Annotated in this window: 9 protein-coding genes; 2 read left to right on the forward strand and 7 right to left on the reverse strand. The window is 71.0% G+C overall.

The genetic code is table 11. The features are described from left to right. Window positions 1–8: 8 nt before the first annotated feature. A complete protein-coding gene (locus ACZ5KV_RS12680) occupies window positions 9–1,019 on the forward strand; it encodes an HD-GYP domain-containing protein (protein WP_464239675.1) in 1,011 nt (336 codons plus the stop codon). Window positions 1,020–1,046: 27 nt separating this feature from the next. Beyond that, window positions 1,047–2,219: an ATP-grasp domain-containing protein gene (locus tag ACZ5KV_RS12685; protein WP_464239676.1), complete on the forward strand. Its 1,173-nt coding sequence runs from the start codon at window positions 1,047–1,049 to the stop codon at window positions 2,217–2,219. Window positions 2,220–2,288: 69 nt separating this feature from the next. Here the strand turns inward: ACZ5KV_RS12685 and ACZ5KV_RS12690 are convergent, their stop codons facing one another. The 7 genes from ACZ5KV_RS12690 to ACZ5KV_RS12720 all read right to left on the reverse strand — a co-directional run bounded on the left by ACZ5KV_RS12690 (window position 2,289) and on the right by ACZ5KV_RS12720 (window position 12,374). After that, entirely contained in the window at window positions 2,289–3,326 is a 1,038-nt protein-coding gene (locus tag ACZ5KV_RS12690) for a GGDEF domain-containing response regulator (protein ID WP_464239677.1), read from the reverse strand. Window positions 3,327–3,377: 51 nt separating this feature from the next. After that, complete coding sequence (locus ACZ5KV_RS12695; RefSeq protein WP_464239678.1) at window positions 3,378–6,098, reverse strand: ATP-binding protein; 2,721 nt, start codon at window positions 6,096–6,098, stop codon at window positions 3,378–3,380. 25 nt (window positions 6,099–6,123) lie between these two features. Next, window positions 6,124–6,882, reverse strand: coding sequence for a substrate-binding periplasmic protein (locus ACZ5KV_RS12700; protein WP_464239679.1), 759 nt, complete (start codon window positions 6,880–6,882; stop codon window positions 6,124–6,126). 86 nt (window positions 6,883–6,968) lie between these two features. Beyond that, on the reverse strand, window positions 6,969–7,727 hold the full coding sequence (locus tag ACZ5KV_RS12705; RefSeq protein WP_464239680.1) for a substrate-binding periplasmic protein: 759 nt from the start codon (window positions 7,725–7,727) through the stop codon (window positions 6,969–6,971). Window positions 7,728–7,992: 265 nt separating this feature from the next. Then, window positions 7,993–9,936: an ATP-binding cassette domain-containing protein gene (locus ACZ5KV_RS12710; protein WP_464239681.1), complete on the reverse strand. Its 1,944-nt coding sequence runs from the start codon at window positions 9,934–9,936 to the stop codon at window positions 7,993–7,995. Window positions 9,937–10,057: 121 nt separating this feature from the next. Then, complete coding sequence (locus ACZ5KV_RS12715; RefSeq protein ID WP_464239682.1) at window positions 10,058–11,275, reverse strand: DUF2325 domain-containing protein; 1,218 nt, start codon at window positions 11,273–11,275, stop codon at window positions 10,058–10,060. 781 nt (window positions 11,276–12,056) lie between these two features. Continuing rightward, window positions 12,057–12,374, reverse strand: a complete 318-nt coding sequence (locus ACZ5KV_RS12720) for a TusE/DsrC/DsvC family sulfur relay protein (RefSeq protein ID WP_464239683.1) — start codon at window positions 12,372–12,374, stop codon at window positions 12,057–12,059. Window positions 12,375–12,424: the final 50 nt, after the last annotated feature.

Genomic DNA, 12,424 nt, shown 5'->3' on the forward strand with positions numbered 1-12,424 from the left:
AATCGCCCATGACCGACGCCGACCGCCCCGCTCCGGACTCGTCCTCCACCCAGGACACCGAGGGCTTTTTCCCCGTCAGCCCGCTGATGATCCGCAACTGGAGCAAGGGCCGCTTCGCGCTCTACCTGCGCCAGGGCAATTCCTACGTGCTTTACACCAGCAAGGGCGACGCATTCACCGACGCGCACCGCCGCAAGCTCGACGACATGGGCGTGCTCCTGGTCTACGTGGACGGCGCCGAGCGCGGGGCCTACGCCAGCTATCTGCTGGAGAACCTGCCCGACCTGCTGCTGGACGAGAACATCCCCATGGAGCAGCGCGGGGAGGCCTGGTATCAGGCCTCGCTCATGGCCCTGCGCCGCGTGTTCGAGGAACGCCTGCCCAAGGGGCTGGCCAAGCGCCGCTTTGCCGAGATCTCCGAGATGCTGCGCACGGGCATGGATTTCTTCAGCCGCAACGGGGCCCTCAAGCAGGTGGCCCGGATGGTGTCCCGGGGCTACAAGAGCTACCACCACAGCCTGGGCTGCGCGGTGCTGACCTATTTCGTCTGCGCGGGCTCGCCCAAGGTGGACCCCGAGCGGCTGCACGCCGTCTGCCTCGGCGCACTGCTGCACGACCTGGGCAAGACCCTCGTGCCCCAGGACATCCTGGACCGCGACCCCGAGACCCTGCCCCTGGGCGAGCGCGAAAAGCTGCGCGCCCACGCCGCCGCCGGGGTCGCCCTGTGCGCCCACCTGCCCATGGAGCGCGAGACGGTCAACTGCATCCTGCTGCACCATGAACGCGTGGACGGCAGCGGGTATCCCGCGGGCGTGCCCGGCGAGGTGCAGCCGTTCTACGTCAAGGCCCTGGCCGTGTGCGACACCTACGACAACCTGACCCGCCCCGCGCCCTGGCGCCCGGCCCGCACGCCCTACGAGGCCCTGCGCTACATGAAGATGCACAAGGACTGCTTCGACGTGGACGCCATGCGCAGGCTCATCAGCGTGCTCTCCGGGGCCGAGGTGCCCACCCAGTAGCGGCGCGCTCCGCCCCGAGGTTTGGTGATGTTCCTGCTCGACAAGCCCTATGTTTCCGCCTTTTTGCGCGACACCGCCCTGCGCCTGGGCCTGCCCGTGCTGGACGGGCCCGTGGCCCGCGCCGCCCTGGGCGCGGCCCCCTGCCTGACCGGCGAGGCCGCCTTTGCCGCCGCCTTGCGCGGCGGGCCCGCCCGGCGCGTCTACGCCAACTCCGAAAACGCCCTGGGCTGGGTGGCCCGCAGCCTGGGCTTCTCGGCCCTGCCGGAGCAGGTGCGCCTGTTCAAGGACAAGCTGGCCTTCCGCGAGCTGCTGCGCCCGCTGTATCCGGGCTACGGCTTCCGGGGCGTGCCCCTGGGCGGGCTGGACGCCGTGAACCCGGCGGATTTCTCCAAGCCGTTCATCGTCAAGCCCGCCACGGGCTTTTTCAGCCTGGGCGTGCACAAGGTCGAGGCCGACGCCGACTGGCCCGGGGTGGTGGCCGCCATCCGCGCCGAGGCCGGGCGCATCGCGGGCCAGTATCCCGAGCAGGTCCTGGGGCTGGACACCTTCCTCATCGAGGAGAACATCCCCGGCGAGGAATTCGCCGTGGACGTGTACTGGGACAGCCGGGGCCGACCGGTGATCCTCAACATCCTGGCCCATCTGTTCCCGGACGAGGCCAGCGTCAACGACCGCGTCTACGTGACCTCGCGGGCGGTGGTGGAACCGAACCTGGAGCGTTTCACCCGCGCCCTGGCGGACCTGGGGCGGCTGGCGGGGCTGCACGACTTCCCGGCCCACGTGGAGCTGCGCGTGGCCCGGGACGGGAGCATCGGCTTCATCGAGGGCAACCCGCTGCGCTTCGCGGGCTGGTGCGTGGCGGACCTGACCTGGCACGCCTGGGGCGTGAACCCCTACGAGGCCTACCTGCTGGACCGCAAACCCGACTGGGACGCCCTGCTGGCCCGCCGGGGCGACACGGTGACCAGCGTGATCATCGCCGACCTGGCTCCGGGGGTGGACCCCGGCGCGGTGGGCGGCGTGGACTACGCGGCGTTTTGCGCGCGCTTCGCCCGGCCCCTGGAGCTGCGGCGCATCGACTGGCGCGAGTATCCGGTGTTCGCCTTCCTCTTCGCCGAGCATGCGCCCGACGCCCTGGGCGAACTGGACGCCATCCTGCGTTCGGATCTGACGGAATTCCTGCTGCCCGCCCCGCAGTGACGGGCCGGGCCGGTTGCCGACGGCGCCCCCGTCGCGTCCTCGTGGCAGGCGCGGCGGGGGCGTTGTCGTTCAGGGCCCGGGCGGGGCCGAGCAGTGGGCGGCCACCCGGTCGCGCCCGGCGGTCTTGGCGGCGTAGAGGGCCTGGTCGGCGGCGGCCACCAGGGTCCGGGCGTCCCATGTCTCGTCCACCGTGCTCGTGGCCACGCCGAAGGAGGCCGTGACCTCCCCGGCCGCCGCCGAGCTGGCGTGGGGCAGGCCCAGGTCGCGCACGGCCCGGCGCATCATCTCGGCCACGCGCAGGGCGCCTTCCTGGTCCGTGTCGGGGATGACGGCGGCGAACTCCTCGCCGCCGTAGCGCGCCAGCAGGTCGCACGAGCGGCGCAGGCAGGCGCCCAGGGCTCCTGCCACGGCGCGCAGGCAGTCGTCCCCGGCCTGGTGGCCGTAGGTGTCGTTGTACTGCTTGAAGAAATCGATGTCGGCCATGATCAGCGAGAGCGGGGCGTGGCTGCGCCGGGCCCGGGCGACCTCGCGGCCGAGCAGGTCCTCCAGGGAGCGGCGGTTGGCCACCCCCGTCAGCGGATCGGTGACGGACATGCGCAGCAGCAGTTCGTTGGACAGGTTGAGCTTGCGGTTGGCCTCTTCCATGGCCCGGGTCATGACCAGCAGTTCGCGTTCGCGCTGGGTGCGGGCGTCGCTTTCGGCCTTGAGGCGCAGGGCCGAGCGGACCCGGGCCAGCAGCTCCACGCGGCGCAGGGGCTTCTCGATGAAGTCCATGGCTCCGGCCGCGAAGGCGGCCTCCAGGGTCGTCTCGGCCAGGTCGGAGGTGATCATGATCACCGGCAGGCGGGCGTGGCGCGGGTCGGCCTTGATGCGTCGGCAGGCCTCGATGCCGTTGGGGCCCGAGGGCATGACGATGTCCATGAGCACGAGGTCCCAGCCGTCGCGGGCCGGGCCCGGCGAGTCCGCGCCGGGCATGTCCACCCCGAGCATGTCCAGGGCCTGGGCCGCGCTTTCGGCGTGGACCAGGGTCCTGTGCCCGTCCGAGCGCAGGTAGAATTCGATGAGCGAACGCACGCTCCGGGTGTCGTCCACGATGAGAATGCTCATGGTGCTCCGTCGGGGCCGGGTCTTCGGGCTCGGGGCCGGGAGGCAAGCCTATCACTGCCCATACTGGATGACCACCTCGGCGAGATATTTTTCCAGCCGCCGGAACAGGTCGTCCAGGGCGTCGGTGTCGGCGCGCACGGCGGCGGCCTCCACGGCCCGGCCCAGGTCCGTCAGGGCGTCGAAGCCGTAGCCGCCGCCCGAGCCCTTGAGGCTGTGGCCGAGCACGCGCACGGTGTCCAGTTCGCCCCGGGCCAGGGCCTGGCGCATGGCCGCCAGGTCCGCCGCCGCATCGGCCAGGAATTCCTCGATGAGCGCGCGCATGGCCGGGTCGGCCCGGACCTCGGGCGCGTTCCGGTTGCCGTCCTCCTGGCCGGTGTAGGTCGCCAGGGCGTCCAGGAAGCGGGCCTTCTTGATGGGTTTGGTCAGGTGCCCGGTGCAGCCCGCCCGGGCGCTTTCGTGGACGTGCTCCTCGAAGGCGTGGGCCGTGAGCGCCACCACGGGTACCGGCGTCAGGCCCAGGGCGCGCTCGTGGTCGCGGATGGCCCGGGTGGCGCCGTAGCCGTCCATGACGGGCATTTCCATGTCCATGAACACGATGTCCGGCGGGGCGGCCTTGAACAGCTCCAGGGCCTGGGCCCCGTTTTCGGCCACGGCCAGGGTGTGCGGCGTGCCCGCCAGGTAGTAGCGGATGAGCTTGCGGTTGGCGGGCTGGTCCTCGGCCAGGAGGATGGACAGCGGCCGCAGGCCCGGGCGCCGGGCGGTCTCGTCCCGGGGGGCCGGGGCGTCGGTCAGGGTCCGGGCCAGGCGGCCGGGGGTGGCGGGCTTGGCCACCAGCCGGGCGAAGTCCAGCCCCTGGGTTCGGGCCGCTTCCGGGCGCAGTTCGCCGCAGGTCAGCAGGGCCACGGTGTGCGCCCGGCCCAGGGCGTGGGCCTCGCGGGCCAGGGCCGGGGCCTCGGCGGCGGGGTCGGTGGCGTCGAGGAGCAGCAGGTCCGGCGGCGCGGCGGCCTCCGGGGCATCGGGGTCCAGGCCCAGCAGGGTCCGGGCCCGGGCGGCGTCCGGGGCGCAGCGCACCGTGGCGCCCAGGCCGCGCAGGTGCTCCTCCAGCGCCCGGCGGGCCGCCGGAGTCCCGCCGACGGCCAGGGCCGTGCGGCCCGCCAGGGGCCGGGGGCGCGGCCCCGGGTCGGCCACGGTCAGCTCCACGCGGCACTGGAACAGCGAGCCCCCGCCGGGGGCGTCGGCCAGGGTCAGGCTGCCGTCCATGAGATTGGCGATGCGCCTGCTGATGGCCAGGCCCAGGCCGCTGCCGCCGTAGAGGCGGGTGGTCGACGAATCGGCCTGGGTGAAGCTTTCGAACACGGCCGTTTTCATGGCGTCGGGAATGCCGATGCCCGTGTCGCGCACGGTCAGGGCCAGCAGGCCGGGGCACAGGGGGTCGGGGCTGTCCACGCGCAGTTCGACCTCGCCCCGGGTGGTGAATTTCACGGCGTTGGACAGCAGGTTGGACAGCACCTGGGTCAGGCGCGTGGGGTCGCCCACGAGCAGGGGCGGCAAGTCCGGCGCCACGGAGCAGATGAGTTCCAGCCCCTTTTCGCGGGCGCGCACGGCGTACATGTCGCAGGCCGTTTCGGCCAGGGTCGCCGGGTCGAAGGGGATGCGTTCCAGGGTCACCTGCCCGGCTTCGATCTTGGAGAAATCGAGCACGTCGTTGATGATGCCGAGCAGGGTTTCGCCGCTGGCGCGGAATATCTCCACGTATTGGCGTTGCTCGGGGGTCAGCCCGCTGTCGGCCAGCACGTCGCTCATGCCGATGATGGAGTTGAGCGGGGTGCGGATTTCGTGGCTCATGTTGGCCAGGAATTCGCTCTTGGCCCTGTTGGCCACCTCGGCGGCCTCGCGCGCGGTGCGCACCTGGACCAGCAGATCCTGAAGCTCGCGGGTGCGGTCCTGCACGCGCTGCTCCAGGGTGCGGTTGTAGTCCTCCAGCCTGCGCCCGGCCTCGGCCAGGCTGGCGTGCAGGCCCTCGGAACGCCGCCGCGCGGCCAGCAGCTTGGTAATCATGGAGTTCAGGGCCTCTTCGAGGACCTTCAGTTCGTTGCGGCCCCGGGTGCCCACGTCCACGCGCAGGTGCTCCAGGTTGTCCATGTCGATGTCGCGGGCGGCGGCGGTGAGCCGGGCCAGGGGCCGCGAAAGCAGCGCGCGGCTGAGCCACAGGAAGATGACCCACAACGCGACGGTCTTGATGACCGAATTGACCAGGATGAACATGAACCCGTACCAGACCTTGCCCAGGACCACGTAGCGGCTGGAGTAGATCGTGACCATGCCCATGGGCACCTTCTGGCCGATCTCCTCGGAATAGATGATGGGCTCGGTGTGCCAGAAGAAGTCGCCCCGGGAGCCTTCGGCGGCCTCCTCGCCGGGCGGGCTCTGGCGGAAGGTTTCGCCCGCCGAGTAGACGCCCTGGTACTCGGTGCTCACGCGTACGCCGACCACGGCCGGGCTCTCCATGAACCCCTGGACCATGGAATTGATCTGCACGTCGTCCACGTTGTAGATGGCCGTGGCCAGGCCCTGGTTGAAGGTCTGGGCCATGGCCTTGAGATCCTTGCGCACGGTTTCGCGGGTGTTGTAGTACTCCGCGGCCATGTGCACGGCGGTCAGGGCGATGGTGATGACCACATAGACGGCGAAGACCAGGGTCAGCAGCCGGATGGCGATGGAGTTGCGGATGGAGACCTGCGGCGACGGCGGCGGGGTCTGGGGCTGCTGCATGGCTGTTCTGCCGGGGCGGCGGGGGCTAGTCGAAGCGGTAGTCGGGCAGGGGGAAGCCCCAGTTTCCGAAAATGGCCTGCAACCGCCCTGTGCGGTAGAGGTGTTCCATGCCCCGCTCGTAGAGCTCACGGATCTTGCGGCCGCGCTCGGTGTCCTTCATCACCGGATAGTAGCCCCGGCTGCCGATGGGCTCGATGCGAAAGCGGGCCATGTCGAAGGGAATGGTGTTTTCGCGGATGGAGTCCTCGATGAAGTTCAGGTCGTCGAGGTAGAAATCGATGCGCCCCAGAATGACCATGCCCAGGGCCGAAACGCCGGACTTGAGCTCCTTGTGGCGCATGGGCACGGGGATGTTGCTTTCGTCGTAGTAGCCGATGCGCCAGGCGATGGAGCGGTTTTCCAGGCTGGCGGGCAGGGACCACCGGCCGATGTTCTCGCGGTTGAAGAACACGTAGTACTTGCCCTCGTACATGGGCACCCGGGCCAGCGTCAGCCCCCGGGGCGGCTTGTCGTGGCAGGTCATCATGTCCGCCGCGCCGTCGCGGACCATGTGATAGGCGCGCTCGGAGGGCATGTACTCGCGTTCGTACTCGATGCCGTACAGGCCGAACACGGCGCGCAGGGTCTCGTGGTACAGGCCCGTGCCGTCCTGGTTGGTGAAGTTTTCCCACGCGGGGCCGACCACGCGGACGGCGGCGATGCCTCCGGCGTCGGGCAGGGGGGCGCCCGCGGCCGCCGGCAGGGTCGGCAGCAGGGCGAGCAGAAGCCAGCAGAGGATGCGCATATCGGGGCTCCTGGCCCGGGGGCGGGCCGCGTTTTTCCTTCTCTAGCACAGGGTGGCGCGCTTGTCAGCGCGCAGGCGGGGCGGACTCAGCGGTATTTGGAGAAATCCGGGACCGGGTGGCCCCATTTGGCGTAGATGGCGCCCAGCGCGCCCGCGTCGTACAGCCGGAGCATACCCTGGTCGTAGAGGTCCATGATGGTCCGGCCCCGGGCCGTGGGCAGCAGCACGGGGTGGTAGGAGCGGAAGCCCACGGGCTCGATGCGGAAGCGCTCCCGGTCGAAGGTCAGGTCCGTGCGGGCGATGGACTCGCGGATGAGCACCGGGTCGTCGAGGTAGAAATCCGCCCGGCCCAGGATGACCATGCCCAGGGCCGAAGTCCCGGTCTTGACCTCCTTGGTCTGCATGCCTTCGGGGATGTAGCGCTGGTCGTAGTAGCCGATGCGCCAGACCACCGAGCGCCCGGTCATGCTCTCGCGGCCCTGCCAGGGGCCGACGTTTCCGGAGTCGTAGAACACGGCGTAGGCGTTTTCGTACATGGGTATGCGGGCCATGCTCAGGGGCGGGTCCACCCGGGCCTTGCAGACCATCATGTCGGCCTCGTTTTCGCGCACGAGGTGCGTGGCGCGCAGGCTGGGCACGAACTGGTGCTCGACCTCGATGCCGTACAAGTCCTGGAACACGGCGCGCAGCAGGTCGAAATACAGCCCGGTGCCGTCGGCGTTGGTGAAGGTGTCCCACGCGGGGCTGACCACGCGGATGGCGGCAATGGACTCCTGGGCCCGGCAGGGCGCGGTCAGACACGCCAGCAGCGCGACGGCGGCGAGGAGACGGCGGAGAATGGACATGCGGTGATGAGACCCCCTCGGCGGCAGAGGTCCCGGTGCGCGGCCCTTGTAGCATGGAGCCCGGGGGCTTGCAACGTTCCGGAGCCCGCCGTGGGCCGCGCCGCAAGGGGGGGCGGCCCGGTTGGCAGCCGGGACGACGGAATGCGCAGAGCGCTCGAAAATGGCGGATTGCGCGACGCGGAAAAACCCAGGATACGGGGCGCCCGCCGCATAGACAGACGGTTCTGATTTCTCCGCAGGTGCGGCAGGTCGTTTTGCGACGGCCCTAGGCTCGCCCGGCGTAGGCGGCCAGTTCGGCTTCGGCGTGCTCCCAGCGTTCGAAGGCGGCGGCCAGTTCGGCCTCGGCGCGCGCCATCTCCCGGCGCGCGGCGGCCACGGCCTCGCCGGAGTCCTTGTACAGCGCGGGGTCGGCCAGACGTTCCCCGGCGGCGGCCACGGCGCGCTCCAGGGCCTCGATGCGCGCGGGCAGGGCCTCCAGTTCGGCGGTCAGTTCGGCCATGTGGCGCTGTTCCTTGAAGGAGAGCTTGCGGGGGGCGTCACCGGCTGCGCCCGGCGCGCCGGGCGCCGGGGCGTCGGCGGCCCGGGGGGCGGCCGGGCGGGCGGCGGGCGCCTCCGGCGGCGCCGGGCGCTGGCGCAGCCAGTCGTCGTAGCCGCCGACGTATTCGGCCACCCTCCCGCCGCCCTCCAGGGCCAGGGTGCTGGTAACCACGTTGTTCAAAAAGGCCCGGTCGTGGCTGACCACGAGCACCGTGCCCTGGTACTCCATCAGCCGTTCCTCCAGCAGTTCCAGGGTCTCGGCGTCCAGGTCGTTGGTCGGCTCGTCCATGATGAGCAGGTTGGAGGGCCGGGTGAACAGCCGCGCCAGCAGCAGCCGGTTGCGTTCGCCGCCCGAGAGCACGGACACGGGGCTCATGGCCCGCTCGGGCGGGAAGAGGAAATCGGCCAGATAGCCCATGACGTGGCGGTCGCGCCCGCCCACGGTCACGGTGTCGCTGCCGTCGGCCACGGCGTGGCGCACGGTGGCCCGGGGGTCCAGCTCCTCGCGGTGCTGGTCGAAATAGGCGATTTCCAGGCCCGTGCCCAGGCGTACGCGGCCCGAGGTCGGCTCCAGGCGGCCCAGCAGCACCTGGAGCAGGGTGGTCTTGCCCGCGCCGTTGGGGCCGATGAGCCCCACGCGGTCGCCGCGCAGCACGGTGGTGGACAGGCCCTGGAACACGGGCGCGCCGCCGGGCCAGGAAAAGGCCACGTCCTCGGCTTCCATGACCACGCGGCCCGAGCGCCGGGCCTCCTGGATGACGACGGTGGCGCGGCCCTGGCGCTCGCGCCGGGCGCGGCGCTCCTCGCGCAGGGCCATGAGCGCGCGCACGCGGCCTTCGTTGCGCGTGCGCCGGGCCTTGATGCCCTGGCGGATCCAGGTTTCTTCGCGGGCCAGTTTCTTGTCGAACTCGGCATTTTGGCGGGCTTCGGCGTCCAGCAGGGCCTGCTTGCGCTCCAGGTAGGTGTCGTAGTCGCAACGCCAGTCCGTGAGGCGGCCGCGGTCCAGTTCGATGATGCGCGTGGCCACGCGGCGCAGGAAGGCCCGGTCGTGGGTGATGAAGACCAGGGTCCGCACGTGGCGCGGCAGGTATTCCTCCAGCCAGGCGATGGAGTCGATGTCCAGGTGGTTGGTGGGTTCGTCGAGGAGCAGCACGTCGGGACGGCCGACCAGGGCCCGGGCCAGCAGGGCCCGGCGCTTGAGGCCGCCGGAGAGGCTCTCGAAGGGCGCGGCGGGGTCCAGCCCCAGGCGGGCGATGACGGCGTCCACGGCGGGCAGGGCCTCCCAGCCGCCCTGGCGCTCCAGGGCCGCCTCCATCTCCGCCAGCCGGGCCAGGCCGTCGGCGTCGCGGGCCTCGCGGCTGGCGTGGTGGTAGGCGGCCAGGGCGCGGCCCATGTCGCCCAGCCCGGCGGTGACCACGTCGTACACCGGGCCGGACAGCGCCTCGGGCACTTTTTGGGACAGCCGGGCCACCACCACTCCGGCGGAGCGGACCACCTCGCCGCCGTCGGGCACGAGGTCGCCGGAGAGCAGCCGCAGCAGGGTGGACTTGCCCTCGCCGTTGCGACCCACGAGGCAGACCCGCTGGCCCTCCTCGATCTGGAAGGACACGCCGTCCAGCAGCAGGGGGCCCCCGAAGGACATGGTCAGATTGGTCGCGCCGAGCAGTGCCATGGCCTGGGGGAATAAGCCGGGGGCCCGGCGCGGTCAAGCCCGGAGACGCGGCGTGCGCCCCCGGGCCCGGTGCGGCAAGGGCGCGACCCGGCGCGGACGGAGCGGGGCGACTCCGGCGTCTTTACTGAACCGCGCGTTCCAGTTCGTCCAGGCAGCGGGCCAGCCCGCCGATGCCCGAGGAGCCCGCCAGGAGCAGCGGCTTCATGGAGCCCTTGCAGGCGCGCTTGACCAGGGTCGTGGCCTCGTGGCTCACGCAGTCCAGGGGACAGACCACGGCGTCGGCCCGGGCCAGAAGCTGGTGCAGGTGGCTGGGGGACTGCTCCAGCCCGCCGTCGTGGTGCAGCAGTTCGCAGCCGTAGCGGTTGGCCAGGGCCTTGTAGTGGGCCATGAGATTGCAGCGCCCGCCGACGTAGAGCACGCACTTGCCGTGCAACTTGCCGCAGCCCTGGCCGCAGGCGCCGTCGCAGCCCTGGCCGCATCGGCCCGGGCAGGGCTGGCCTGCGGCGGCGGCCATCCGCTCGGCCATCAGACCCTCCAGGGCCGCAACGGTGTTGTCGCGTTCGGCCAGGGCGCCGCGCGCCTGGTGCAGTTCGCGCAGCAGGTCCTCGATCTGCGCGGCCTGGCGCAGCACGGTGGCCTCGGCCGCGTCGCGGGCGCGGCGGGCGCCGTCCAGGTGCCCGGCCAGGGCGTCGCGCTCGGTGCGCAGGGCGGCCACGGCGGTGGTTTCCAGAGCCTGGCGCAGGCTGATGCGCTCGCCCTCGGCTTCGGCGCGGCGCTGGCGCTCGGCTTCCAGGTCGTGTTCCAGCCTGCGGTTGCGCGCCTTCCAAACGGCGGCGGCCTCGCGCAGGCGGGTCTTGCGCTCGGCCAGGGACTCGGCCAGGGCCTGGTTGCGCCGTTCCAGTTCGTCCAGGCGGCGCAGGTCCGCGCGGTTGGCGGCGCCCAGCAGGTGCGAGAGCATGTGCACTTCGCCGAAGACTTCGGAGATGAGCCCCTGGGAGGCTTCGGGGTGGCTCATGACGGCCCAGAAGGGCCCGGGGATGTCGCCCGCGTCGGCGTGTTCGCGCCACAGGGCCGCCAGGGCCTCGTCGTCCGCGCACTTGCGGAACAGGGCCAGGCTGCGGCGGTGCTTCTTGTTGAGCTGTTTTTGCAGCCAGCGGGCGGCCTTGCCCGGGCATTTGGCCTGGCTGACGAACCAGCAGTGCACGTCGAAGTCGCTGGCCCCGGGGGTGAAGCGCATGCCCAGGTGCCGGGCCCCGGCGCGCAGGTCGCCCATGGTCAGGCAGGTGCCGATGACCGGGCACTGGAAGTCTTCGAGTTCCCAGATGTTTTTTTGCTGCATGGTGCTGCTCCTTGCCGCGGGGGGCGGCGGGAATACCGTGATGGAACGGTCATAAATGAAAATGAAAATCATTGTCAATAAAAAGATGTGCGCACGGGAAAGAGCAGCGGGATCGGGCGGTTGTGCGGGGCGGCGGGAGCAACGCAAGAGAGGGCTTCCCGGCCGCCTGAACGAGGCTCGGCGGAGCAGGGGGGCGCGCCGCGCCGGGCAAGGAGGACTTCGGGCAAGGCGGGGCTGCCGCCCCGGTGTGGGTTGCGGCCCGGAAAAAAGGAACCGCCCCGGGGCAGGGAAGGCGGTCCGGCCCGGAGAGGGGCGCGGTCACGCCGGGGAGGGGGGCTTCGTCAAGGCGCAGGCGGGCCTGCCCGGCATGGCCGGACCGGGCAAAGGAGGGACAATCCGGACCACGGGAGCGACCCGGGCAAAAGAGATGCGTCAGGCGGGAAGGACGGGGGACGCCGGACCGCAGGCCGGGCGGCATCAGGCGCGACCAGGGCGCGATCAGGGCGCGATCGGGACGCGATCGGGGCGCGGGCAAAGAGGGGCGGCGTTTCCGCGTCGCGGCGCTTGCGCCGGGGGAAGGCGGACGCCAGCGGGAGGCGCAGAAAGCGCGGCGGGACCGGACGGTTGCCGGTGGAGCGTCGGGCGGCGGGATGGCGGGCATGCCGGATGGCGGTGCATGCCTCTGCTCCTTCCGGAGCCGGGGGGCACCGCCCGCCGAACAGGGAAAAAGGGCGGAGGCCTGAGCCCCCGCCCTCAATGGTCGCTTGGAAACCGGTCGGTCTTAGACGCAGCCGGTGGGCTTGGGCAGGCCGGCCATCTTGCAGGCGCCCTTGCCGGGGCCGGAGGGGAACAGCTCGTAGATGTGCTTCAGCTTGAAGCCGGTCACCTTGGAGAGGATGCGGACCATCGGGGCGATGCCGTTCTTCTTGTAGTAGTCCTGCAGGAACTCGATGACCTTATTGTGCTCTTCGGTCAGCTCCTTGATGCCCTCGGACTCCTTCACGTACTCCACCCACTCGGGGTTCCAGTCCTCGAAGCGCTGAAGGAAACCGTCTTCGTCGATGTCGAAAGATTTGCCCTTGAATTCGACAGTGGCCATGATCGTCCTCCTTGATGGTTTGATACCAGAGCGACCCGCGGGCCGCTCCC

The sequence above is a fragment of the Desulfocurvus thunnarius genome, assembly GCF_055390965.1.

What these genes read in the sequence shown, in the direction of transcription:
- ACZ5KV_RS12680 (WP_464239675.1), top strand. Translation starts at nt 9, where the DNA reads ATGACCGACGCCGACCGCCCCGCTCCGGACTCGTCCTCCACCCAGGAC.
- ACZ5KV_RS12685 (WP_464239676.1), top strand. Translation starts at nt 1,047, where the DNA reads ATGTTCCTGCTCGACAAGCCCTATGTTTCCGCCTTTTTGCGCGACACC.
- ACZ5KV_RS12690 (WP_464239677.1), bottom strand. Translation starts at nt 3,326, where the DNA reads ATGAGCATTCTCATCGTGGACGACACCCGGAGCGTGCGTTCGCTCATC.
- ACZ5KV_RS12695 (WP_464239678.1), bottom strand. Translation starts at nt 6,098, where the DNA reads ATGCAGCAGCCCCAGACCCCGCCGCCGTCGCCGCAGGTCTCCATCCGC.
- ACZ5KV_RS12700 (WP_464239679.1), bottom strand. Translation starts at nt 6,882, where the DNA reads ATGCGCATCCTCTGCTGGCTTCTGCTCGCCCTGCTGCCGACCCTGCCG.
- ACZ5KV_RS12705 (WP_464239680.1), bottom strand. Translation starts at nt 7,727, where the DNA reads ATGTCCATTCTCCGCCGTCTCCTCGCCGCCGTCGCGCTGCTGGCGTGT.
- ACZ5KV_RS12710 (WP_464239681.1), bottom strand. Translation starts at nt 9,936, where the DNA reads ATGGCACTGCTCGGCGCGACCAATCTGACCATGTCCTTCGGGGGCCCC.
- ACZ5KV_RS12715 (WP_464239682.1), bottom strand. Translation starts at nt 11,275, where the DNA reads ATGCAGCAAAAAAACATCTGGGAACTCGAAGACTTCCAGTGCCCGGTC.
- ACZ5KV_RS12720 (WP_464239683.1), bottom strand. Translation starts at nt 12,374, where the DNA reads ATGGCCACTGTCGAATTCAAGGGCAAATCTTTCGACATCGACGAAGAC.